Here is a 24,130-nt window from a genome sequence, read left to right as displayed (position 1 = left end):
CTTACGGAGCCAAGCCAAGCATGCTTCACGAACTGCCAGCCATTACACGGAATGTCCACTGGGGCTACTTTGACGCGGCGCTAGCGCCCGCACTGATCGTCGAGAGCGGCGACTTCGTGCGCGCCGAAGCAATCACGCATCATGCGGGCGACGCGCCGGACCTGATGATGGACGACACGGTGCGGGCGCTTTACGACACGATTCCGGAATCTGACCGGCAACCTGGTGTGCATCTTATGACGGGGCCGATCTTCGTGAGAGACGCAAGACCCGGCGACCTGCTCGAGGTGCGTTACCTGCAAATGAACCCGCGCTTCAATTACGGCTCGAATCTCGCCGCGCACTGGGGTCATCTGTTTACCGACTTCGACAAAGAGCGCGTCACGATCTATGAACTCGATCAGACGTCCAATACGGCTCACGCATTGTATGCATACGACTACCCGGGAAAATATCTGGTGCCGGGCAAACGATCGGAGGTCCGGGACTGCTGCCGCGAACTCGCGCTCGAAGGCATTCGTGTGCCGGTGCGCCCTCACCTGGGCACTGCAGGCGTCGCGCCCGACGTGGCTGGCCGCGTGAGCACCGTGCCTCCCGGCGCGCATGGCGGCAATATCGATAACTGGCGCATCGGCGCTGGATCCACCATGTATTACCCGGTCGCGGTGGACGGCGGTCTCTTCTCGATTGGCGATCCTCATGTATCGCAAGGCGATGGCGAGATTAGCGGCACCGCAATTGAGGCCTCGCTCAATGTGATGTTCCAGATCGTGCTGCGGCGGGACTTTACATTTCCTTCACCGCTGCTGGAGACACCGGATTACTGGATCGTCCACGGTTTCGATGAAGATCTGAATATCGCAACCAGAAACGCTTCACGCGACATGTTGCTTCTGCTTACCGAACGGCAAGGCTTATCACGCGACGACGCCTATTCGCTGATGAGCGTTGCGGCCGATTTCTCCGTGACGCAGGTGGTCGATGGCCGTCAGGGCATTCACTGCAAAATCCCCCGCAGCATTTTTCCTCCGAAGAAACAACCTCGCGCGTGAGCTGTGCGTGCGCGCTACGGCGGTGCGTCCACGCACTGCCGTAGCGCAGCGCTGCGGCGCCAACCGGGCTGTTATCGATGGCACGGACATTGCCCTTGAACAACTCGACTGACGTTCGTCAGCGTACGGGAGCCTTGGGTTGGATCTACAGCGTTTCACCACCGAGTCATACGCCGAGACAGATCGCCTGCGAGCATGGAAAGCGGAGCTGGGCCGATTTGGCCTGCGTTCCGGCGCGCCTGGGGCAGCCGCGCCCCACTTGCATGGCACGATCAGGTCACGCACGTCGACCAACGGCTTCGAGTTGATCGCACTCGCCGCTTTCGCGCAAACCATCGAACTCAACGTCGACGGCGCCGACAGTCTCCTGATCGCGCTGCATATCGACGGCTGCCTGACGCTTGTCGCCGACGGTGCGGGCGAGAGCGTTGCTACCGGCGATATCGTCTATGCTTCCTCGCGCGAGGAAGCGCTCCTGTCGTTCGCGTCAGACTTTCGAGCGTTTGTGATCCGCGTGCCCCGCGCTGCGATCAACGCACGTCTTCTTACACCGTTTTCATTGCGTGCCGGGCGGTTGCCAGGAGACGCCGGTATCGGCCATGTGTTTTCCGGCTTTCTGCGCTCGGTTGCGGAAAGCGTGGAAACGTTGTCGCTCGACGAGTTGCGTCCGCTGGAACTCGCGCTTGCGGAGTTCCTCGTCGCGTCTCTCGTCGGTCATGACAAGGAAGGCAGCTTCAGTGGCCTCACTCCCTCTCAAGCCGCCCTTTTTTCGCGGGTGTGCCGAACCATCGAGGCCAATTTAGCGGATCCGGATCTGGGGCTGACATCGATAGCAAAACAGGAGCGCGTCTCGCCGCGTTATCTACAGAAGCTGTTCGAAGCCGTCGGACAGAACTTCTCGACTTATCTGCGCTCGCGCAGGCTGGAGCGTTGCCGCGCGGATCTGGTCAATCCTCTATACGAAAAGCTTTCCATTGCCGATCTCTGCTTCCGCTGGGGTTTCAACGACGCTGCGTATTTCAGCCGCGCCTTCCGGGAGCAATATCGGGCATCGCCGCGCACGTTCCGGCACGAAGCGGGTCTCGAACTGGCGCGCCATCTCGTGCAGCGTATCTCGCGCGGCTTGCCCGTCAACGCGGGGAACCTGCTCGTACATGCACAACTCGCCGGCCAGGGTGCCGTTCAGGAAACCGCGGACGAGCCGTACTTTACGACGCAACCCGAAGCTCCTTCCCCATCGCCCACCCGCGAGTCCAGCAAGCCGCGTCATCATCTATTGCGCGCGACGGCCAATACAATTCATTGGGGTTACTTCAGTCACGATCTGAAGCCCGTGCTGGAAATCGACAGCGCAGACACCGTGACTATCGAAACACTCACGCAACACGCGGCGGATGACTGGGAGCGGATGGTGCGTGGCGATCCTGGCGCAGAAAGCGTGTTCCACTGGACCGCGGCGCGCAAGAACGTGAACCGCCGCGGCGCGGGCCCCATGGACGCGTCCATTTACGGACGTGGCGCAGGAGAAGGCTTCGGCGTGCACATCTGCACCGGACCTATCGCCGTGCGCGGAGCGCAACCCGGCGATGTGCTGGAAGTGCGCATCCTCGACATTCACCCGCGGCGTTGCGCCAATCCAAAATTCGCCGGCCGTGCGTTCGGCAGCAATGCTGCCGCGTGGTGGGGATTTCACTATCGCGAGCTGTTGACCGAGCCGAAACCGCGCGAGGTCGTCACCATCTATGAGCTCGATGCGGACGCAACCGACAGTGAGACCGCCTGCGCCCGCGCCGTCTACAACTTCCGCTGGACGCCGCAGCGTGATCCTTTCGGCGTGATGCATCCGACAATCGATTATCCTGGCGTGCCGGTCGATCATTCGACAGTGGTCGAGAATCACGACATCCTGAAGAATGTCCAGATTCCGGTGCGTCCGCATTTTGGCGTGATCAGCGTCGCGCCGCAGCAGGATGGGCTAATCGATTCGATTCCGCCTTCCACCTTCGGCGGAAATCTCGACAACTGGCGCGTCACCCGCGGCGCTAGCGTGTTCTTGCCGGTCGGGGTGCCCGGCGCCCTCCTCTCCATTGGCGACCCGCATGCGTCGCAAGGAGACTCGGAACTCTGCGGCACCGCGATCGAGTGTTCGCTCACCGGCGAATTCCAGGTCGTGCTTCACAAGAAAGAAACGCTCGGCAACGAGGTGTACGCCGACCTCACGTATCCATTAGTAGAAACCGCAGACGAATGGGTACTCCACGGCTTCAGCTATCCGAACTATCTGGCCGAGTTCGGTACGAGCGCGCAAAGCGCCGTGTACGAGAAATCCACGCTCGACCTCGCGATGCGCGACGCTTTCATCAAAACGCGGCGCTTCCTGATGACGACCAAGGGCCTGTCCGAGGACGAGGCGATTTCGCTGATCTCAGTCGCGATCGACTTCGGTGTCACCCAGGTGGTAGACGGCAATTGGGGGGTGCACGCGATCATCCGGAAATCGCTGTTCTCCGCGTGACGTAGCAAGCGGCGGCCTCGATACGCGCGCGTACAAGAGTTTGTTCGCAGCAAGCTCGATGCGGCGATTTTGGCTTCCGTACGATGGGTCCTGACGTGAACACAGGCGTACGCGCCGTTCGACAGGACACTGCACCATGGATTCTCCCGCATATCGCGCGCTGGCCGGCCACGGGCGCTTTGATTATTCGCCGATCGGCGGCCGCCCCGTCTATCGCTGGCCCGACGGTTCCCGCCTCGCCGTCTATATCGGTTTCAACATCGAACACTTTGCGTTCGGCGAAGGACTTGGCCCGACCATCGGTCCAGTGATGCCTGAGCCAGACGTACTGAATCACGCATGGCGCGAGTACGCCTTGCGCGTGGGAGCATGGCGCTGTCTCGATCTGTTCGATGAGCTCGCACTGCCGGTAGCGGGCATCATCAATACGGCGCTCTATGATCACTGCCCTGACCTGGTCGCCGCGTTCGCCCAACGTGGCGATGAACTTGTCGCCCACGGCCATACCAATTCAGACCGACAGGGAACGCTGTCCGAGGCCGAAGAACGTGCGCTGATCGTGGCATGTCGCGAGCGGATCGCCGCGGAAAGTGCACAGCAGCCAGCGGGCTGGTTATCGCCATGGTTGTCCGAGAGTCATGTCACCAGCGATCTCGTGGCGGAAGCGGGTTACCAGTACACGCTCAACTGGTGTCACGACGATCAACCCACGCGCCTCGTTACACGCAACGGTCAGCCGCTGTGGGCAATTCCGTATCCGGAAGAAGTCAACGATATTCCAATGATCCTCGCGCGTCAGATGGACGCAAGATCGTTCGCCGATCTGGTGATAGATCACTTCGAGGAGATGCTGCGACAATCCGCCCGCGAGCCGCTGGTGATGGGCATTGCCTTGCATGCGTACCTGGCAGGACAGCCGCACCGCCTGCTTCACTTGCGGCGGGCACTCGAGCATATCGTCCGCGCGCGCGACGAAGGCCGGATCTGCATCACTACGCCGGGTTCGATCGCAAGTCACATGGACTTCCTTGGCCACTGACTCCCCCTCTTCCCGCATCGCCATATCAGCCGTTTAACCGATGTTTTGTTCAACCTCATCAAGGTTCGCCATGTTCATGCCAAAAGCATTCAAGCTTCTCTTATGCGCTGTCACCAGCCTTCTTCTCGCACAAGGCGCGTCCGCGCAATCGTGCGAACCGTCCAAAGTGGCCCAGAAATATCCGTCGCTGGCCGGAAAGACCATCAAGATCGGCGTCGATCCGGAGTCGCCGCCTTATGCGTTTCGTGACAGCAAGGATTTCAACAAGATTATCGGCGCCGATGCCGACATGGCTCGCGCCGTGTTCGATTGCGCGGGCGTGAAAACGGAGTTCTTCACCGCCGGCTGGCCCGGGCTGCTGCCGGCCCTGCGCGCCGGACAGATCGATGTCATGTGGGACTTGCTGTACTACACGCCCGAACGCGCGAAGGAAACGACTTTCGTCACGTATATGCAGGCCGGTACCGGCGGCCTGGTGGCCGCCGGCAACCCGAAAAAAATCGATGACATCTCAAAGCTCTGCGGCCTCACCGTCACAGCAGGCATCGGCACAGTCGAACTCACGATGGCGCAAGCGCAGGCCGCGAAGTGCAAGGCCGAAGGCAAATCCGACGTGACCATCATGACTTCAGCCGATATCGCCTCGGGTGCGCGCCTCGTCGCCAGTCATCGTGCCGACGTGATGATGTACGACCTCGCGCTCGTCGACGGTCTCGCGAAACAGAACCCGCAGCTCTACACCCGCGGCTTCATGGTGACGAGCGGCATGAAGATCGGCGTGGGCGTGAAAAAAGGCAACGCCGACATGATCGCTGCGGTGTCCGATGGACTCAGAATCATGCAGGCCAATCAGACTCAGAAGAAAACGTTCCAGCAGTACGGCGTGGATCCGTCGCTGGAAATGTCGACCACGTTGCTTACTCAATAAAGGCTGCCTGCGCGGCACACCGTCCAGTGTGTCCGTAGCGTCATGAATCAGGTTCTGACATGAAGGCATCGCGTATCAAACAAAACGTCGTCGGCACGCTCGTTGCGGCCGCCATGCTGGTCTTTCAGCCGGCCATGGCGGCCGGCCTGAATGGCGTCCAGGTGCTCGACGGTTTCAGGGAACTGGCGGGTTATGTCGGCTCGCCGTTCCTGCTCGGCGGCGCGTGGATCGCGGTGAAGATCACGCTGATAGCGATGTCGATCGGGCTCATGCTCGGCCTCGGCCTTGCACTGATGCGGCTCTCGCGATTCAGGACTTTGAACTCGGCGGCGTGGGGCTATATCTGGTTCGTGCGCGGCACGCCGCAACTGCTGCAGCTCGTATTTATTTTCGACGCGTTGCCGCTGATCGGTCTGCGCTTCGACGAAGTCTCGACTGCGGTTATCGGCTTCGCACTGAACGAGGCGGCGTTCAGCGCCGAACTGTTTCGTGCCGGCATTCTGTCGGTGAACCGCTCGCAATCCATCGCGGCCGCGGCGCTCGGCATGGGACCGTTGCTGACATTACGCCGCATTATCCTGCCGCAGTCCATGCGGGCGGTGATCCCCGGCCTCGCCAACGACACCATCGGCATGTTGAAGCTAACCTCGATCGCCTCGGTCATTTTCGTCAACGAACTCACCTTTCGCTCGCAACAGGTCGTCGGCCAGAACTTCAAGTTTTTTACCGTGTTCGGCGCAGCGGCGGTGATCTATCTGTTCCTCACGAGCGGAATTTCACTGGTTCAGGTGTGGCTCGAACGCATCTTCGATCACGAGCGCGACCGGAAACTCACATTCTCGTGGTTCGGACTGCGCGTTTCGACGCCCGATGCGAAACCGCCCGGCGCTCCGGATCTCGCGCCAGTCGCCGCTCAGGAGATGGAACCGAATGGTCACGCGTGGATCGGCACGCTGCTGCCCGCAGAAAGCCGCACGCCCCGGCATCGCGACGAACCGTTTGTCGCATGCAGGAACGTCTGGAAGTCGTATGGCAAACGCGAGATTCTGCGGGGCGTCGATCTGTCGATTGCGCATGGCGAAGTGGTCGTCATTCTGGGTCCGAGCGGCTCAGGCAAAAGCACGCTGCTCAAGCTCATCAACCATCTGGAACCGCTCGACTGGGGAACGATCAAGGTCGATTCACGGTATGTGGGTTATCGGGAAGTGCCGGGCGGCGGCGGCACGGTTCGGCCTCTGCACAACCTCGCACGCGCACGCGCCGAAGCGCGCGTCGGCATGGTATTTCAGCACTTCAATCTGTTCAGTCATTTGAGCGCGCTGGACAATATCGTCGAAGCACAGCGGCAGGTCTATGACGTGCCGCGCGCCGAAGCACAAGCGCTCGGCCGCGACCTGTTGAAAAGCGTCGGCCTCGCCGCCCATGCGGATTTTTTGCCGCATCGGTTATCAGGCGGACAGCAGCAGCGGGTGGCGATTGCGCGGGCGCTCGCGATCAAGCCCAAGCTGATGCTGTTCGACGAGCCCACTTCGGCGCTCGATCCAGAACTTGTCGGAGAAGTGCTTGGCGTGATGCGTGGCCTCGCCGATGCCGGCATGACGATGATCGTGGTCACCCACGAAGTCCGCTTTGCCCGCGATGTCGCCGACCGCGTCGTTTTCATGGATGGCGGCGAAGTCATCGAGCAGGGGACGCCGCAGCAGGTCATCGACAACCCGGTTCACGAGCGCACCAGAAAATTCCTTAACGTCGTCGCTAATTGAATATGAGGCTCTCATGACGGACTTCGAAACTTTCAACCTTGGTCGCGTCGTGCTGCAGTCCGGCGCGACGCTGCCCGACATGCTGCTCAGCTACAAGACCTATGGCCGGCTGAATGCGGCACGCGACAACGCGATTGTCTACCCGACGTTTTATAGCGGCAGCCATCTGGACAATGAATGGTTGATTGGCGAGCACATGGGACTCGACCCGCGTGAGTACTTCATCATTGTGCCGAACATGTTCGGCAACGGCGTATCGAGTTCGCCGAGCAACAATCCGCCGCCTTATGACCGTGGACGCTTTCCGCGCGTCACGCTATACGACAACGTCGCGATGCAATATCGCCTTGTGACCGAGAAGTTCGGCATTGAGTCGCTCAGGCTCGTCACCGGCTGGTCGATGGGCGCGATGCAGGCGTTCCACTGGGCGGCGATGTATCCGCGAATGGTCGAGCGCATTCTGCCGTTTTGCGGAGCGGCACGGTGCTCGCGGCACAACTTTGTGTTTATCGAAGGGCTCAAGGCACCGTTGCTGCTGGACCCTGCATTCCACGACGGGTTCTACGACACACCGCCCACGCGCGGAATGCGTGCCGCTGCCCGTGTGTTTGCGGGCTGGGGATTTTCGCAGGCGTTTCTGCGCCAACGGCTCGACATGGAAGCAATGGGATATGGCTCCCTCGAGGACTTCATTACCCAGTTCTGGGAGGGCGATTTCCTGAAGAAAGACGCGAACAACATCCTGTCAATGATGTGGAGCTGGCAACACGGCGACATATCCGCGAATTCGCTGTATAACGGCGATTTCGATCTGGCGTTGGGCAGTATCACCGCCAGGGCAATCGTGATGCCCGGGCGCACCGATCTATATTTTCCGCCGGAAGACAGTGAGTATGAAGTGTCGAAGATGCCCAATGCACTGCTGCGGCCTATCGAGTCAGTCTGGGGGCATTTTGCAGGCGGCCCAGCGGCCAATCCCGTCGACGTCAAGTTCATCGACAATGCAGTAAGGGAAATTCTGGCTATGTAACGCTCCTGGAACATATCGACCTATTCGCTGATGATCGAGCAGTTCGCTTGCCGGAACTCAGGAGACTCGGAGACCGTTAAGTTGATGATGCAGCGGTTCGCCGGAACGCCAGGGGGAACGGTACTTCAGTGCCGTATGCGCGGTGCCGCGCACGAGCCTCGCATCACCAGTTCCGCGTCCACCGTCAATCTTCGTCGCGGCAGTTTTGGGTTGTCCAGCCGCTCCATCAGGAACCTCCCCGCCGCCTTGCCCAACTGGTCATGACTCCAGCGCACCACGGTGAACGCAGGCGTGGCGAGAAGCGCAACGTCGCTGTCGGCCCCCGCGATGACCGATAGGTCTTGCGGTACCACAAGTCCGCATTCCCGCGTCGCCTGCATTACACCGGGAAGCAGTGACGTTCCGCCGGCAACGATGGCCGTGGGCGGCTCGGCCAGCTCGAGCAGATGGCGTGTCTCTGTATAGCCGGCGTCGCGTGCAAACGTGGCGTGTCGAATCAATTCCGGTTCCAGCGTCAGCCCGCGCTCGTTGAATGCATCGCCGAACCCCTTCAGGCGGCTTTGAGTCGGATGCACGCCTGGCTCGCCAGAAATGAGTGCAATGCGACGATGCCCAAGGTCGGCAAGATGATGCACCGCTTGCCGAACACCCGCGGCATGGTTGACCGTGACCGAATCCAGCTCGGCAGGCATCTCACGGTCCAGCAGCACGACTGGAAACTGCACCTCGCGCAGCATTGTCAGAAGGGCCGGGTCTTCTTCCGACGAGGTAGCGATAACGAGGCCATCAATCCGCCTCTGCTGGAATCCGAGCAGCAGTTCCAATTCCCGCTTGATGTCGTGATAGCTGGACGCAACCATCAGTGAGAACCCGAAACCCTCGATCTCCTTCTGCATCGAGTCCACGAACATACTCAGCACGGGCACGGTGAAGTCGCGCATCACGCAGGCGAATGTCATCGACCTGTGATTGCGCATGCTTTGGGCCACCATGTCCGGCACATAGCCGAGTTCGACGATGGCCGCCTTCACGCGCTTGCGCGTATCCTCGCGGACGTTCGGGTGCGCGTTTATCACGCGCGAGACGGTTCCGAGACTTACGTCGGCCAGAAGCGCTACATCACGGATTGAAGGCTTGCGCTCGTCGTCAGAAGCCGTATCCGCCGAAGTCCGGCGTGGAGAAGTGCCTTTCGATTCTGTGCTCATTGGTTGGAACAGGCCTTTGTCAAGCCATTGGAAGAAGCGCCTGGGACTCACTCGCCCGGCCTCCCTCGGTACGAGCTTGCGGCTTTTGCCAGCGTGGCTCCTGCCCGCCGGTTTGCCCTGCGGCATGAAACGTTCCCAATGTTCCGGGCTCGGCCGGCTTTGTCAAGCAGGCTGTAAAAAGCCGCTTTTCCAGGGAACCACCGCCTTGACAACGATAATTGACGCTCTATATTGGAAACGTTTCATTGAAGATCCGCATCGAGTGCAAAAGCTGCTTCTCTTCAGATCTTTGATTTTGGAAACGTTTCATTTCAATAGCGAGACACCGTGACGGGCATTACCATGACTGAACAACGAAGCACCCGAGGGCTCCCGCTCGAAGACATCTGTGTGGTGGAGATTGGGCACAGCCTTGCGGCACCGTACGCGGGCATCATCCTGGCTCACCTTGGCGCCCGGGTCGTGAAGATTGAGAACGCTGCCCAGGGAGATTACGCCCGCGGATGGGGGCCGCCCTTCATCGACGGCGCGTCCGCGCTCTTTCACGCAATGAACCACGGCAAGGAAAGCATCAGCGCCGATTTTGGCGACCCGGCCTGCGCGAGATCGATTCGGGACTTCATCGTCGAGAATGCGGACGTGGTCCTTCAGAACCTGAGGCCCGGCAATCTCGACCGTTATGGCCTGGGTGCACAGGACCTGACGGAACTCTGTCCGTCGCTCGTCTATTGCAACCTTGGAGCCTTCGGAGCCACAGGCCCTTTGCGCAACAAGCCCGGTTACGACCCGTTGGTGCAGGCCTATAGTGGAATGATGAGCATCGTCGGACATGCAGACGATGCGCCCAGCCGCGTCCCCGTTTCGATCAACGACATGGGCACGGGGATGTGGGCCGTCATTGGAGTTCTGGCCGCGCTGCGAGATAAAGGCCGTGACGACCCAGAACGCGGTCGGATTGTCGACGTGTCGCTCTATGAAACCGCCCTCGCCTGGATGACGGTACCTCTGTCGGACTGCCTCGCCGGCGGTCCGGAGCCCACCCGCATTGGTTCCGGTAGTCCGAACATCGTGCCTTATCAGGTCTTCGACTGCACCGATGGCGCAATCCTCGTCGCCGCGGGTAATGACACGCTGTATCGGCGTCTGTGCAATGTCATGGACCTGCCCTCGCTCGCCGACGATCCTCGATTCTCCACCAACGGAGACCGCGTTCTGAACCGGAAGGTGCTCATTCCGCTTCTCGAAGCCAGGTTCGCGCAGAAGCCCGCGGGAGACTGGCTTAATGCGCTCGAGGCCGGATCGATTCCATGCGGCCCGTTGCAAACGGTCGATCGCGTGGTCACAAACGAACAGACCGCGTCTCTCGACATTCTTCGCCGGACGCCCGACGGACGCACTACGACCGTCGCGCTTCCCGTTTCTTTCGACGGCCGGCGCCCACCGTTGCCCGGCAATACACCGGGGCTCGGCGAACACAACCATCTGCTGATCAGGACGCCGGCACACGACCGTGCTGACGACCTGTTGCGGCAGGAAAGCGATTGACGCCAGTTGCATCCTCAAAGAGGCAGATAAAGACCCAGGTAAACGCCGAAGTGAAGGTCCGGATAACGATTCAAATAGAGTTGCACACACACTTCCATCAAGGATTCCCGGACGTCGGCCTCATGCGGCAGGCGAACCGGGACAATCAGGAGACAGCAATTGAGCCAGACCTTTCTTGAACCCACGCCGGCGCCATCGGACGAAATGCCGGCCGTCACGGCCGTGAGCGCGGATGAACACAAGCTTTATCTCCGCGTCGCGCTTCGCATCGTGCCGCTGCTCTTCGTTTGCTATGTGGTCGCATTCCTCGACCGCATCAACGTCGGCTTCGCGAAGCTGCAAATGCAGGACGCCCTTGGTTTTAGCGATGCGGTATATGGTCTGGGCGCGGGCATCTTCTTTCTTTCGTATTGCCTGCTCGAAGTGCCCAGCGCTTTGCTTCTGAAGCGCATGGGTGCGAAGAAAACCATCGCCCGGATCATGATCTGCTGGGGGATTGTGGGGATGTGCACGGCATTCGTCACCAACGTGACCGAGTTTTACATCGTCAGGCTGCTGCTGGGCGTATTCGAGGCGGGCTTCTTTCCTGGCGTTATTTTCTATCTCAGCTCCTGGTTTCCGGAGAACCGGCGCGGCGTCATCATCTCCTGCTTCATGGTTGGATTCCCCATCGCCGGTCTTGTCGGCGGTCCCGTTTCCGGCTGGGCGATGACGGGGCTGGCGAACGTCGCGAACATGGCGGGATGGCAATGGCTTTACATCGTCGAGGCACTGCCCGCGGTCGCGCTCGGCATCCTCACGCTCTTTATCCTCGACGACAACATCGACAAAGCCAAATGGCTGACCGACGCGGAAAAGAACACGCTGCGGGAAGGCTTCCGGGTCGAAACCGAACGCAAGCGCAAGAACCACCAGGACGGGCACGGCACTCTTGCGCAGGCTCTTGCGGACCCGAAGGTCTACATGCTTGCGTTCATCGACTTTGCGTTTGTTTGCGGCACCTATTCCGTCACGTTCTGGTTGCCGACCGTCATGAAGAGTTCGGGCATATCCAATCTGTCGCAACTCGGGTGGCTATCGGCCATTCCTTACGGAATGGGCGCGCTGGGAATGATCGTCATCAGCCGAAGTTCCGACCGGATGCTCGAGAGGCGCTGGCATGCAACCATCGCCGGCGTGATAGGCGCGATAGCGCTTCTGCTGGTATCGCAGTCGATGAGCTCGGCCGTCGTGACCCTCGCGCTGCTGACCGTCGCGTGCGTCGGCATCTTTTCGATAAACGTGCTGATCTGGTCGATTGCTGCCGACTATCTTCACGGTTCTGCCGCGGCAGCGGGCAGCATCGCGTTCGTGAACTGCATAGGTTTGCTTAGCGGGTTTTGCAGCCCATTCGTCATCGGATGGTTGAAGACAATGACAGGCACGCTCAATAGCGGCCTCTACGTCATGACGGCCGTTCTCTTTCTTGGAATCATCGTCATGTTCGCAGGATTCAAGCCCAGGGCGGTCAGGTCAGCGTAGACGCCCCAGAGGCCGCATCCAGACGTAAGCAGCAGCAACCGGCCTGTTTTCCCTGAACGATTCACCGGGTGGGCCTTCGCAAGCCCATTCAGGATCAACGGTAAAGAAACTCTCATGCACAAAATCGCCATCCTCGACGACTATCAGAATACATCGATGAAGTTCGGTAACTGGCACGGTCTACGTGAGCATGCCGAAATAACGGTCATCACCGACCATATCGACAATGAAGACGCTCTGGTCGAACGGCTTGAGCCGTATGACATTCTGTGCGTCATGCGGGAACGGACCTGGTTTCCGGGAAGCGTCCTCTCGCGACTCAAAGGCCTCAAATTGCTGGCAAGCACCGGGCCGTGGAACGCCGCGATCGATATCGAAGCCGCGGACGAACTCGGCATCACGGTCTGCGGGACGGCCTCGTCGCTCACCGCCGCGGCTGAACACACATGGGCGCTGATTCTGGCCGCGGCACGCCACATCCCGACAGAAGTAAGCTCGTTCAGAAACGGAGGATGGCAAGTTACCGTCGGCCGGGACCTGAACGGCAAGACGCTCGGTGTGCTTGGACTAGGCTATTCGGGAAGCGTGACCGCACGCGTCGCACAGGCCCTTCGGCATGAAGACAATCGCATGGAGCCAGAACATGACTGCGGAGTCCGCGGCGAGCCATGGGGCTCAGTACGTATCGAAAGAAGAATTGCTCGCCTCCAGTGACATTCTGTCTATTCACGTTCGCCTTTCGGAGCGCACACGCAATATGATTGGTGAACACGAGCTTTCTCTGATGCAGCCTCACGCGCTGCTCGTCAACACCGCGCGCGGCCCGATCGTCAACGAGCAGGCTCTGATTGCCGCGTTGAACCGCAAGCAGATTGCGGGTGCCGCCATGGACGTATTCGATGTCGAGCCATTGCCCGCGAATCATCCATACCGGACCATGGACAACGTCATAGCAACTTCACATATCGGCTACGTCACCGAAGGTTCTTACGAGTTCTACTATGGCGAATCGGTGGAAAACATCCTTGCCTGGATTGAAGGCAAACCGATTCGCACGCTGACCGCAGCGAAGCGCGAAATCAGCTACCAGACGGTTCCCTCCTGACAAGGTAATCTACCGGAAAAAGCGGCGGTGTCCCGCCGCATTTCTTCGACAGGCAGGCCGACAAACGTAGCTGCACCGTCTTGTGTCGTCCGCTCGATACGAGCGCCCTTGTCTGTTCGTGTGCGACCACCTGATCGACCGTTTGAATCGGGCCACAAGAAATACCGGCCTCGTCGAGGCGTTCAAGCCAGTAAGCAGCGGCCTTCTTGCCAAAGGCACGCTGCAACAGGTCGATAAGTTCTACACGGTTACTCACTCGTCGAGTGGAAGCTGCCTGGTCATCTGCATACTCCGTTTATATGCTGTCACCGGCTTACGTTGCCTCCACGGCGACTTCATATTTCTCCGGCTGGATCGGCCCCAGGTCGAGCTGATAGATGCGGACTGCCGCCTCGCGACTGATGTAGCCGTCGGCAACATCGGCGAGCACCCGCGCGCGCTCGCGCTGCCGTGGCTCGCCGAAACCGCCGCTGCCTGCCGGCTGCACGACGACCCGGTCATTCCGGTAGACCACCGTCTGGCCGCCCTTTGCAGGTACGGCCACCTCCTGGCCGTCCGCGCGCCGTACCTTGCACACAAACGGGCTGCCGGCGAGGCCGCCAAAATGTCCTTCAGGCGCCGTATAACCGCGCTCTCCCGAGACCGTAAAGGTGGCTTCGTCATATTCGACCCGGTACACGCGGCGAGAGGTCAGCCCACCGCGCTGCCGGCCGGCGCCACCCGTATCCGATACGAGCGACCACTCTTCCACCAGCAACGGCGATGTCCGTTCGATCATCTCGATCGACTGGCTGCCAGCGTTGCCGACATAGACCCGGATCCCGCTGACCCCGTCCTTGTCTGGCCGCGCACCCATGCCGCCGGCGTGAACGTCATGCATCGTGACGAATTTTTCTCCAGTCTCCGCCACTCGCCTCTGATTCGTATCGCGTCCGCTAAAGATTCCCGCGCAGGCCGCGCAGTTGCTTTGTCCGAGGATGCGATCCGGGACGGCAGGCGCAAGAGCCTTGAGAAGAAGGTCGATCACTCGCGGCGAGGTTTCGGTGTTGCCCGACACGACAGAGGCCGGGTACTCGCAATTGAGGACACTGCCTTGCGGAGCAATGATGGTCACGGGCCGATAGCAGCCCTGGTTGATTGGAATGCTAAGGTCCGTCAATGCCTTGACTGTGAACCAGGTGCTGTTGCAGGTGACTGAAAACGGACAATTGATCCCGCCGCGCACCTGAGCGCCTGTCCCCGTGAAGTCGAAGGTAATGTGGTCGCCCTTCACGGTAACGTTCACCTTCAGGAGCGGTCGCTCGTGCTTCCATCCTGGCGCCTCGATCGGGTCGAGGAATTCCTCAGCTTCATAGACGCCGTCCGGGATCTTCGCAATCTCCGCGCGGATGAGCTTCTCCGAATGGTCGAGACTCTGGCTCATGACTTCGCGCAATGCATCGGCGCCATATTTCGCCACCAGCTCGGCAATGCGCCGGTCGCCCACGTACGTGCCGGCGTACTGCGCCTGGATATCGAGCCTTAATTCATGCGAGTTTCTGCTGTTGCGCGTGAGTATTTCCAGTACGTCGCGCACCGGCTCGTCGTTCCGGTACAGCAGAACCGGCGGAATCCGGATTCCCTCGGCGAAGACGTCCCACGTCGCAATCGCATAGCTGCCCGGCGACTGACCGCCAATATCGGTCCAGTGGCCACGCGTCATCACGAAGGCGACGATCTCGCCGCCGACAAAGACAGGGCGCGTGAACTGCACGTCCGGCTGGTGATTGCCGCCCCCCACGTACGCGTCATTGCTGACGATCACATCGCCAGGCCGCAGATTGTCGCGGCCGATCGCCTCCACCGACACGCGCGTGGAGATCACGGCCGAACCCAGCATCGTTGGAATGTCGTTGCCTTGAGCCACGAGTTGCATATCCGCGTCGAAGATTGCGGCCGACGAGTCGCCACTCGCATGCATCAGCGGACTTCCCGCCGTGCGCATCATTGCAATCTTCATTTCGCGCGCAACCGCATACAGGCTGCTACGGATGATTTCGTATGTCACGATGTTCATGTTCAGGCCGCCAGTTCGATCACAAGGTTCAGGTCGTCGTCGACGCGTGCTGTATGCGATTCTTTCAGGACCGCGCAACTGCTGTGCTCTTCGATGACGGCCGGGCCGTCGATCTGGGCGCCGACCGGAAGCCGGCTGCGAGCAAAGACCGGCAAGGCCCTGACAGTTCCATCGATGTACACATCGCGTGTTCGCACAGGAGTAACCGCTGCTTCCTCATCCGAATGCGCGACGCCGCCTTGCCAGCCGCTCGTCGCAATGAGTTGCAGCCGCAAGTTGGCGACCATGATCGTCTTGTCCTTGCTTACGAAGTTCCATAGACGCTGATGCGCCGCCTCGAAGTCGCTCGCGAGCGCAGCGCACGATGCGCCTTCCGGGACGTCTACCGTGATGACATCCGGTTGACCGACGTAGCGGCAATCCGCGAGACGCACAGCGCGGGTCGCATTTGCCTCGACACCGTGGCGCCCTGCTTCGCTTCGCCCGAGCGCAAGCAGTTCGCTGAATTCCGCGTGCAGTCTTTCGTCGCCGAGCTGGGCGAGGTCGCATTCGACCGGGCGTTGATAGTCGTACTGCTGGTCGGCGACCATCATGCCGAACGCGCTGAAGAGGCCCGGCAGCGGCGGAATCACAACGCGGCGAATCCCCATTTCATGAGCGAGGTCTACCGCATGTACAGGGCCCGCGCCGCCATAACAGATGTACGAGAATTCACGCGGGTCGTAACCCCGCTCCACCGTCATGATGCGGACCGCCTGCGCCATCAGTGCGTTGGTGACGGAGCGAACCGCCTGCGCCGCCTCCGGCACGCTCATGCCCAAAGGCCTGGCAATGACTTCGTCGACGACGCGCCACGCCACCTTGGCGTCCAGCTTGAATTCGCCCCCGAGAAAATTGTCCGGGTCGATATAGCCAAGCACGAGATTGCAGTCGGTGACGGTCGGTCGGGTACCGCCGCGGCCATAGCATGCGGGACCCGGGTCGGCGGCGGCGCTCTCGGGTCCGATGCGTACGCCGCCACCCGCGTCGATCCAGACGATGGAGCCGCCGCCCGCACCCACGGAGTCGATGTCGATGCTGGGAGAGCGCACTGTGTAGCTGTGCAACAGGCTTTTGTTCCGGATCTCCGGTCTGAAGTCGCGGATGAGCGAAACGTCGAACGTCGTGCCGCCCATATCGCCAAGAATCGCATTGCGCAGGTTGCCCCGCTCGCAATTGCGGATTGCAGCGCTAACACCGCCCGCAGGCCCCGACTCGAGCAGCACGATCGGACGGTCAGCGACGCGCGCCGGGCTCGCGAGCCCACCGTTGGATTGCATGAACAGAAACTTGCCGGCAAAGCCAAGCTGCGCAAGCGCATCCACCAGACGGCCGATGTAGCGCCCGCACACCGGTCCGAGCATTGCGTTAATGACGGTCGAACTGGTCCGCTCGTACTCCATGGCTTCAGGGTTGACTTCGTGCGAGGCGCACACGAACCGGTCCGGCAGCATTTCGCGCAGCGCGCCAACGGCAGCCCTTTCATGCTCGGGATTGACGTGCGCGTGCAGGAAACACACAGAGACCGCTTCAACGTCTGAGTCACGGATGTGCGCGGCGATCTGCGTCAGTTCCTCGTGCGAGAGCGCTGTCTCGACGCTCCCATCGAAACGCAGGCGCTCCGTTACCTCCAGTCTCCAACGACGCTCGACCAGCGCCCTTGGGTTGTCGAACAGCAGGTCGTACAGGTCGGCACGGTCGTGACGGGATGCACGCCTCAATTCAAGAATGTCCCTGAACCCGCGCGTGGTGACCAACGCAGTTTTCGCGCCCGTGCCTTCGACCACCATGTTCGTGGCCATTGTCGTTCCGTGGCCAAGGAATGAAATATCGCCGCTCTTCGAGCCCGAGATTTCGAGAATCCTTCGAAAACCTTCGACCGTCCCCAGGACGCGGTCTTTAGGCGTCGTCGGCACCTTGGTCGACCACACTTTTCCGGTCGAGTCGTCCACCATGACGACGTCGGTGAAGGTCCCGCCGACGTCTATTCCTATTCGTTTCACGCTTCGTTGTCTCCGTTGACAAACATGAGCCTCCTCGAATACCGGTCGGACGTCGACGAGCCATTCGCGGAATGAGCCTCCCGGCGCCGTCTGCATGCATCGAGGCGGAAATCGCGAGTACACTGCGCGACAGTGATTCGCGTGAGTTATCGCCTGGCGTCGAATGCATCGTGTGATCCGTCCGAATACGTTGCATCGACGTGCGCGCCTTGCAGATCGCGTACTCGTCCACCGGCAAGTCCAGTGTACTGATGCGTCGTCCAAGGCAGATAATGAAAGGTTCGAATCAGGTGAACGTCTGAGGTTATATCCGTGATAACCAGTAACGATGCGATTCTCAGGCGCCTTCGGGGAGCCCACATTGCGCTGCTGATCGCGCTCGACGACCACGGGTCTTTGCGCAAGGCAGCGCAGCAGATCTCCTTGTCGCAGCCGGCGATAACCAAATCGCTGCAAGAGCTCGAAGCCATATTCGGTGTTGAACTGTTTTCCCGCTCGCCACGTGGGATTGTTCCCAACGACCTGGGGCGATGCGTGATACGTCACGCACGAACGCTTCGGGCGGACGTCGGAACGATGCGCGATGAGATGGCGGCAATCCTGCGAGGCGGCGGCGGAACACTCGCCGTTGGCGCAGTGATGGGCTCGTTGCCGGTGTGGCTGGCGCCTACTGTAAAAGCGCTACGCGAGAGTCAGCCCGATACCTCGATCGAGGTATGGGAAGACAACAGCGCGCGGCTGCTCGCCATGCTCGACCAGCGGCTGCTGGACCTCGTGATCGGGCGGTCCAGTGTCAGCGTTCATCCGGAGGCCTACGACTTCATTCCGCTAGAGGTGGAAGAGATATGCGTGGTGGTAGATGGCGCCGACCCTCTGGGCGACAGAACCGGCGTGCAACTAGCCGACATTATTGGTAACCCGTGGATCGTTCCGCAGGCAACACTGCCGATGCGGTCACTCTTCGAGCAGCTTCTCGATGACGAAGGTCTCGGCTTTCCACGCTACGCGATGGAAACCTCGTCCACCTTCGCCACACTCGCTCTGCTCCAGACCGGAGGCGGCACGGTGGGCCTGATACCTCGCAAGGTCGCGGAGTATTTCGCGGTGGGCGGGCTCGTAAAGATATTGCCGATTTACATCGAGCGGCGTGGAGCGCCATACGGCATTGCAACGCGTCGTGGCGCCACGCTGACGCAACCTGTGTTGAAGTTCATCGAACTTTGCCAGAGCCGCATCGCACAAAAGTGAGGGGCGGTTATTCACGGCTAATCCCGGCTCACGATAGGCGCACGCAATCTGCGTCTTGCGCGCGCATGCCCTCTACTGCTTATTCCTTGTCGAAAGCAAAGCGGAAGCTGTCACCGTGGCTCACCACGCGACCGGCCGTTGGCGACGGGAAGTGAGCCGTCAGGATTTTCGTTGACGTGTCCGCGTAGCGGCTCATCACACCCAGCCGCGCCTGATGGGCCAGCCCGGCGTCGAAATCCGCCGCGTTCGGGAGCGAAGGGTCGACAAACTGGATTGGATGGTGGATCACGTCGCCGGTCATTACGGCATGTTCGCCATGCTCATGCCCGACATGAATCAGCACATGGCCCGCAGTGTGGCCCGCTGCCGGAGTGAACCACACATTCTCGCCGAGTTCGTGCTCGAACGAATGGTCCATTTCGACAAACCTCGCCTGGCCGTGTTCGACGACAGGCAGCACGCTATCGACGAACGAGCCGCGATTCACCGGCAATTCAGGATTCGACTGATGCAGTTTCATCAGATGGTCGTACTCGGTGCGCGAGAAGATGTATTTCGCACGCGGGAAGGTCGGAACCCAGCGGCCATCTTCTAGACGAGTGTTCCAGCCGACATGATCGGTGTGCAGATGCGTGCACATCACGTAGTCGATGTCTTCCGGACGGATGCCCAGCGCCGCCAGGTTATCGATGTATGGCGTCTGCAGGTTGCTCCATGCCGGCATCGACGGACGTTGCTTGTGATTTCCGTTGCAGGTGTCCACAAGAATGGTGTGATGGCGCGTTTTGACAACGTAGCTGTGGAAGCTGAGATACAGCTTGAGGTCGGTCGGTTCGATCAGGCGCGGACCGAGCCAGCTGCGCTGCTCCTTCACGAAGTCGCGCTCGACCGTGGGGAAAAGCCAATTCGGTTCAAACTCCAGGCTATCGATCTCGCTGAACTTGCTGATCTCGACGTCGCCGATTTTCTGCACGTGCACTGCGTTCTCCTTCTTCCGCTTCAAAAACATTTCATGCCGGGGCGCGGACCGACGCGCACACGTGGCAATGCATTACCGTCACTGCCCCGCCGGGAACATCTCCGCCTCGCGCAGATCGAATGTCTTGGGAACGCCTGCTCGCGCAATGGCACCCGTGAACGGCTCACCTGGTAACCAGCCCGCAATCGTCTCCCTGATTGCAAGCAGCGCATCGATATTTATGCCCGTATCGAACCCTTCGGATTCCAGGAGAAAAATAGTGTCTTCGGTATTGATGTTCCCAGTGGCATTCGGCGCGAACGGACACCCGCCAAGACCGCCTAGCGAAGAGTCGAAGCTGCGCACACCGGCATCGAGCGCGGCGACAACATTGGCAAGACCGAGGCCCCGGGTGTCGTGGAAATGACAGGCGACCGGCACATCCCTGGTGATCGCGAGAACCTCGCGCATCAGCGCCTTCACCTGGCGGGGATTCGCATAACCGACCGTATCGGCAATCGTGATCTCGTCAGCGCCTGCTTCGAGGAGTGTTTCCACGAGACCGAGCACCCCGCTTTCTTCGACGCGGCCGGAGATCGTGCAGCCGAACGCGGTCGCCACGCCCGCGCCGAGCGTGATTCTGCGCGCTGTGCGTTCAACGGTGTCGCGCTCGAGGACAATCCGCGCGAAGTCTTCCACTGACTCCGCCGTCGTCCGGCGCACATTTTTCAGGTTGTGTTCGTTACTTGCCGACAGCACGTAATGCACCTTGCTCAGACCGACTTCAAACCCGCGTTGCGCCCCCTTCAGATTCGGAACCAGCGCCGCAGCGTGCAGTCCGGTTATATCGAGCGCGCCCCGAGCCACTTCCACTGCATCGGCAAACTGCGGGACGATTTTGGGAGGCACGAACGACGTCACTTCGATTTCGACCGAGCCGGCCTCCACCATTCGCCGGCACCACTCCAGCTTCTGCTCTGTCGACAGAATCGTCCGGACCATTTGCAGGCCATCGCGCAGCCCTACTTCCCGCACTGTCACCTTTTCACGCGTCGTCATTCCTGAATCTCCTTCGTCACCAGATGACCGCATGGGCATCTGTCAAAGCATTACGTTCGCTGCCGCGGAGTCGTCCAGCCTGTCAGCGGCAAGCTCCTCGAGCGACCTGGCACCCGTCGTTTTCGGAGCGAGCACAATTGCAGCAAGCGCGCCGATGAGCATGAGCAGGGAGATGGCGCCGAGTCCTCCAGCCATGCTGTTGGTCGCCGTCTTGATCGAGCCGATGATCATGGGACTGACAAACCCTCCGAGCAGACCGATACAGTTCACGACGGCGACTCCGCCTGCTGCTCCGCTGCCGCGGATGTAGTCCGTCGAAATCGCCCAGATCAGAGGATTGGGCGCAAGAATCCCCGCCGTCGCGATCGAAAGCGCCACCAGCGACCATGCAAGGCTGCCGTGAATCAGACCCGCCGCAAACAGACCGAGGGCACCGATAATCATCGTGATGCCACAGTGCCAGCGGCGCTCCATCGTGCGGTCGGAGTTCCAGTTCATCCCGATCAGCGCAATCCAGCTCACAAAGTACGGAATGGCCGAATAGATACCGATTTCTAGCGGACTCGTCAGCCCCGTACTCTTGATCAGCGTGGGTAACCAGAAGCCGATCGCAAACACACCCGCAATCTGTGCAAACCAGACGAAGCCCATCACATACACGCGTGGGTCGCGAAGTGCATTCATGAAGGTGTGTTCCGCGTGCGTCCCGCTCACACCTGAACTGTGCTTCAGGTCCGCGAGAATCTGCGCCTTCTCGGCGTCACTCAGCCACTTTGCTTTTTCGGGGCCGTCGTCCAGGAAGAAAAATGCGGCAATGCCAAGGAAGCTTGCCGGCAAGCCCTGTACGATGAACATCCATTGCCAGCCATGCATGGCGCGGATGCCCTCCATGTGCGTCATCAGCCAGCCGGACATCGGGCCGCCAAGCAACCCGGCTATGCCCGTTGCACAAGTGAAGATAGCAATGGCTTTGGCACGGCGCTCGACGGGGTACCAGCGCGTCAGATAGAAAATGATGCCCGGATACAGACCGGCTTCGGCAAGACCGAGCAGAAAGCGTACGGTGTAGAAATGCGACGGGAGGGTCACGAATGCGGTCGCCGCAGCCAGGATGCCCCACAGAACCATGATTCGCGAGAAGGTCCGCTTTACGCCGATTCTCGTCAACAGAAGGTTGCTCGGCACTTCCATCAGCACGTAGCCGAGAAAGAAAATGCCTGCGCCAATGCTGTAGGTGAAGTCGCTGAAGCCGACGTCGTGTTTCATGTCGAGCTGCGCGATTCCGACGTTCACACGGTCCAGGAAAGCGAACACGTAACAGAGGAACAGGAAAGGAATCAGGCGCCGCGTGATTTTTCGATATGCTTGCTCTGCCAGCGGACTAGCCGCGGCACTGATGGGCGAGTTCATGCATGTCTCCTCCGGCGAAAGGCCGGTTAGTTGGCCGCCACGCGCGACTGGCGGCTTTCCTGTGCGGTGCGGCTAGCGTCCCTTGAAGACAGGCTGCCGCTTCTCGTTATATGCACTGATACCTTCGAGACGGTCTTGCGTCGGGATGAGCCGGTTGTAGGCTTCTATTTCGATGAAGAGACCCGTGTTCAGATCGCTTTGCATCCCGAGGTCGATCGCCTTCTTTGCCTGCGCAACTGAAAGAGGTGCGCTCGTGCAGATGTCACGGGCGGCTTCGATCGCGCGTGCCAGCACCTGGTTCGGCTCGTACAACTGGTTCACGACACCCCACGCGAGCGCTTCTTCCGCTGAGAACTTCGAGCCGCGAAAAATCAGTTCTTTCGAGCGTCGCGTACCGATCGTGCGAGGAAGCTGCTGGGTACCACCGCCCCCCGGCATGATTCCGCGTTTCACCTCTGTAAATCCGAAGACGGCCTGATTCGATGCGTAGGCGAAATCACACGCCAGCAGCAGTTCGAGGCCGCCTGCAACTGCCGATCCATTGACGGCGCAGATAAGAGGAATCGGGCAATGGGTGATTGCGCGCACCATGCGTTCGAACAGATAGTGCTGCGTGCCGAACTGCTCGTCCGTCATGCCTTCGCGTTGCTTGAGATCCGCTCCACCGCAGAAGGCCCGCTCGCCCGTACCCGTGAGAATCGCGCAACGATATTGAGTGGGGTCGACCTCCAGCGCACCGAAGACCTTGATCAGCTCCTGGCCCATTGGTGTGCTGATTGCGTTCGACACTTCTGGACGGTTCAACCGGATCACGAGAATCTGGCCATCGATTTCTTCAAGCGCCAACGTCCTGATCGTGGCCGGGTCGAGGTGTTGAGCTATCTTCAATGTGACTCCTGATGCGTATCTATCAATGAAAAACTGCACCGGCGAGACGTGGGCTGCTCACCGCTCCGATGCCTGTCACTACTGGATGCGGGCAGCGCCGAGCGCAACGGCGCCTGATCGTTTCATGTTGTGAGCGGATCAGCAGGCCGGAACCATTTCCCTGATATCGGTAAGCTGCACGGTCACGGACTCGGCGACTGATAGCCGCGCCTCGCACTGACAACCGAGTGTACTGATGCGCCCTATGTACGGGTAATGAAACGTTGCAATCACGTGAACGTAATAGGTTATATCCGTGATAACCAGTAGCGATGGCCCGGCACTGGCAAAGAATCTTTCCCCGTCTATCGGACAAGTGCGACGAAAACAGGCGTATCGCATGCCGCACGGGCCGCATCGAAGTCAGCCGCCGCGCGATCGTACTCAGCTATTGGTGAGTCCATTTCAGCCTTAAGCGCAGGCGTAGGGGTAGGCGTAGGAACGTAGTTCATCTGCGGAATTTGCCGTCCAACCCGCACTTGTTCTTGAGCCTAACAATGCAGCGTGTTCGCGCACCGCTGCTTATGTTGAAGTGCTGCGTTGCTCATGATTTTCCGATCTCAGTTTGCCACCGGCACGGCGCTCATGATCGCCACGCTCGTTACCTTCGGTTTTCACGGCCGCGACAATCGCGTTCGTCATGGTTTGGTTTTCCTGGCGTGCCTCAGTCCAGGATTCAATCCAACACCGGACGCCGCCGGATAGACGACGTCCGGTCTCCCGAGCA

Annotated in this window: 17 protein-coding genes and 1 pseudogene; 10 read left to right on the top strand and 8 right to left on the bottom strand. The window is 60.2% G+C overall.

The features are described 5' to 3' along the window. Positions 1-20: 20 nt before the first annotated feature. The 6 genes from ABIE53_RS09465 to ABIE53_RS09440 all read left to right on the top strand — a co-directional run bounded on the left by ABIE53_RS09465 (position 21) and on the right by ABIE53_RS09440 (position 8,327). Positions 21-1,052, top strand: coding sequence for an acetamidase/formamidase family protein (locus ABIE53_RS09465; protein ID WP_006050995.1), 1,032 nt, complete (start codon positions 21-23; stop codon positions 1,050-1,052). Between the two features lie 139 nt (positions 1,053-1,191). Then, on the top strand, positions 1,192-3,567 hold the full coding sequence (locus ABIE53_RS09460; protein ID WP_192698888.1) for an acetamidase/formamidase family protein: 2,376 nt from the start codon (positions 1,192-1,194) through the stop codon (positions 3,565-3,567). Between the two features lie 136 nt (positions 3,568-3,703). Continuing rightward, positions 3,704-4,606, top strand: a complete 903-nt coding sequence (locus tag ABIE53_RS09455) for a polysaccharide deacetylase family protein (protein WP_006050997.1) — start codon at positions 3,704-3,706, stop codon at positions 4,604-4,606. A gap of 76 nt (positions 4,607-4,682) precedes the next feature. Next, positions 4,683-5,534, top strand: coding sequence for an ABC transporter substrate-binding protein (locus tag ABIE53_RS09450; RefSeq protein ID WP_232292322.1), 852 nt, complete (start codon positions 4,683-4,685; stop codon positions 5,532-5,534). A gap of 59 nt (positions 5,535-5,593) precedes the next feature. Beyond that, positions 5,594-7,297 carry an amino acid ABC transporter permease/ATP-binding protein gene (locus tag ABIE53_RS09445; RefSeq protein ID WP_114156068.1) on the top strand — a complete coding sequence of 568 codons (1,704 nt, stop codon included), beginning with the start codon at positions 5,594-5,596 and terminating at the stop codon, positions 7,295-7,297. A 13-nt stretch (positions 7,298-7,310) separates the two neighbouring features. Further along, a complete protein-coding gene (locus ABIE53_RS09440) occupies positions 7,311-8,327 on the top strand; it encodes an alpha/beta fold hydrolase (protein WP_029969339.1) in 1,017 nt (338 codons plus the stop codon). A 125-nt stretch (positions 8,328-8,452) separates the two neighbouring features. Here ABIE53_RS09440 and ABIE53_RS09435 read toward each other — a convergent pair whose 3' ends face one another. Then, positions 8,453-9,532 carry a LacI family DNA-binding transcriptional regulator gene (locus ABIE53_RS09435; protein WP_232292323.1) on the bottom strand — a complete coding sequence of 360 codons (1,080 nt, stop codon included), beginning with the start codon at positions 9,530-9,532 and terminating at the stop codon, positions 8,453-8,455. Between the two features lie 342 nt (positions 9,533-9,874). Here ABIE53_RS09435 and ABIE53_RS09430 point away from each other — a divergent pair, with 342 nt between their 5' ends. From ABIE53_RS09430 to ABIE53_RS09420, 3 genes and pseudogenes are all read left to right on the top strand, one after another. Continuing rightward, the gene (locus tag ABIE53_RS09430; RefSeq protein ID WP_006051003.1) at positions 9,875-11,077 is read left to right on the top strand and encodes a CaiB/BaiF CoA transferase family protein; all 1,203 of its coding nucleotides are present in this window, start codon (positions 9,875-9,877) and stop codon (positions 11,075-11,077) included. A gap of 159 nt (positions 11,078-11,236) precedes the next feature. Continuing rightward, positions 11,237-12,598, top strand: coding sequence for an MFS transporter (locus tag ABIE53_RS09425; protein ID WP_107708283.1), 1,362 nt, complete (start codon positions 11,237-11,239; stop codon positions 12,596-12,598). 114 nt (positions 12,599-12,712) lie between these two features. After that, positions 12,713-13,703, top strand: a pseudogene (locus ABIE53_RS09420) (D-2-hydroxyacid dehydrogenase family protein). Here the strand turns inward: ABIE53_RS09420 and ABIE53_RS09415 are convergent. From ABIE53_RS09415 to ABIE53_RS09405, 3 genes are read right to left on the bottom strand one after another with little or no spacing between them, the layout of a single operon-like run. Continuing rightward, positions 13,678-13,959: a CoA transferase gene (locus ABIE53_RS09415; RefSeq protein WP_244230985.1), complete on the bottom strand. Its 282-nt coding sequence runs from the start codon at positions 13,957-13,959 to the stop codon at positions 13,678-13,680. The pseudogene ABIE53_RS09420 and the gene ABIE53_RS09415 overlap by 26 nt on opposite strands. 57 nt (positions 13,960-14,016) lie before the next feature. Continuing rightward, positions 14,017-15,702: a hydantoinase B/oxoprolinase family protein gene (locus ABIE53_RS09410; protein WP_244230999.1), complete on the bottom strand. Its 1,686-nt coding sequence runs from the start codon at positions 15,700-15,702 to the stop codon at positions 14,017-14,019. 59 nt (positions 15,703-15,761) lie between these two features. Beyond that, the gene (locus tag ABIE53_RS09405) at positions 15,762-17,801 is read right to left on the bottom strand and encodes a hydantoinase/oxoprolinase family protein (protein WP_114156696.1); all 2,040 of its coding nucleotides are present in this window, start codon (positions 17,799-17,801) and stop codon (positions 15,762-15,764) included. Positions 17,802-18,113: 312 nt separating this feature from the next. Here ABIE53_RS09405 and ABIE53_RS09400 point away from each other — a divergent pair, with 312 nt between their 5' ends. Then, a complete protein-coding gene (locus ABIE53_RS09400) occupies positions 18,114-19,049 on the top strand; it encodes a LysR family transcriptional regulator (protein ID WP_044021608.1) in 936 nt (311 codons plus the stop codon). Positions 19,050-19,128: 79 nt separating this feature from the next. On the opposite strand, the gene ABIE53_RS09395 is transcribed toward ABIE53_RS09400, so the two are convergent. From ABIE53_RS09395 to ABIE53_RS09380, 4 genes are all read right to left on the bottom strand, one after another. Then, positions 19,129-20,022 carry an MBL fold metallo-hydrolase gene (locus ABIE53_RS09395; RefSeq protein WP_244230984.1) on the bottom strand — a complete coding sequence of 298 codons (894 nt, stop codon included), beginning with the start codon at positions 20,020-20,022 and terminating at the stop codon, positions 19,129-19,131. A gap of 84 nt (positions 20,023-20,106) precedes the next feature. Further along, positions 20,107-21,066, bottom strand: coding sequence for a hydroxymethylglutaryl-CoA lyase (locus ABIE53_RS09390; protein WP_107708289.1), 960 nt, complete (start codon positions 21,064-21,066; stop codon positions 20,107-20,109). 42 nt (positions 21,067-21,108) lie between these two features. Further along, the gene (locus ABIE53_RS09385) at positions 21,109-22,476 is read right to left on the bottom strand and encodes an MFS transporter (protein WP_107708291.1); all 1,368 of its coding nucleotides are present in this window, start codon (positions 22,474-22,476) and stop codon (positions 21,109-21,111) included. A 72-nt stretch (positions 22,477-22,548) separates the two neighbouring features. Continuing rightward, positions 22,549-23,364, bottom strand: a complete 816-nt coding sequence (locus ABIE53_RS09380) for an enoyl-CoA hydratase-related protein (protein ID WP_006051012.1) — start codon at positions 23,362-23,364, stop codon at positions 22,549-22,551. Positions 23,365-24,130 lie beyond the last annotated feature (766 nt).

This window comes from Paraburkholderia sp. OAS925, from assembly GCF_040543975.1.
In the GTDB taxonomy this organism is placed as follows: Bacteria; Pseudomonadota; Gammaproteobacteria; order Burkholderiales; family Burkholderiaceae; genus Paraburkholderia; species Paraburkholderia graminis.
This window is presented reverse-complemented; position numbering and strand designations above follow the sequence as displayed.

Bases quoted from the DNA above. Each gene is read 5' to 3' on its own strand.
- ABIE53_RS09410 (WP_244230999.1), bottom strand. From the start codon at position 15,702: ATGAAGATTGCAATGATGCGCACGGCGGGAAGTCCGCTGATGCATGCG.
- ABIE53_RS09465 (WP_006050995.1), top strand. From the start codon at position 21: ATGCTTCACGAACTGCCAGCCATTACACGGAATGTCCACTGGGGCTAC.
- ABIE53_RS09445 (WP_114156068.1), top strand. From the start codon at position 5,594: ATGAAGGCATCGCGTATCAAACAAAACGTCGTCGGCACGCTCGTTGCG.
- ABIE53_RS09390 (WP_107708289.1), bottom strand. From the start codon at position 21,066: ATGACGACGCGTGAAAAGGTGACAGTGCGGGAAGTAGGGCTGCGCGAT.
- ABIE53_RS09450 (WP_232292322.1), top strand. From the start codon at position 4,683: ATGCCAAAAGCATTCAAGCTTCTCTTATGCGCTGTCACCAGCCTTCTT.
- ABIE53_RS09435 (WP_232292323.1), bottom strand. From the start codon at position 9,532: ATGAGCACAGAATCGAAAGGCACTTCTCCACGCCGGACTTCGGCGGAT.
- ABIE53_RS09440 (WP_029969339.1), top strand. From the start codon at position 7,311: ATGACGGACTTCGAAACTTTCAACCTTGGTCGCGTCGTGCTGCAGTCC.
- ABIE53_RS09455 (WP_006050997.1), top strand. From the start codon at position 3,704: ATGGATTCTCCCGCATATCGCGCGCTGGCCGGCCACGGGCGCTTTGAT.
- ABIE53_RS09385 (WP_107708291.1), bottom strand. From the start codon at position 22,476: ATGAACTCGCCCATCAGTGCCGCGGCTAGTCCGCTGGCAGAGCAAGCA.
- ABIE53_RS09430 (WP_006051003.1), top strand. From the start codon at position 9,875: ATGACTGAACAACGAAGCACCCGAGGGCTCCCGCTCGAAGACATCTGT.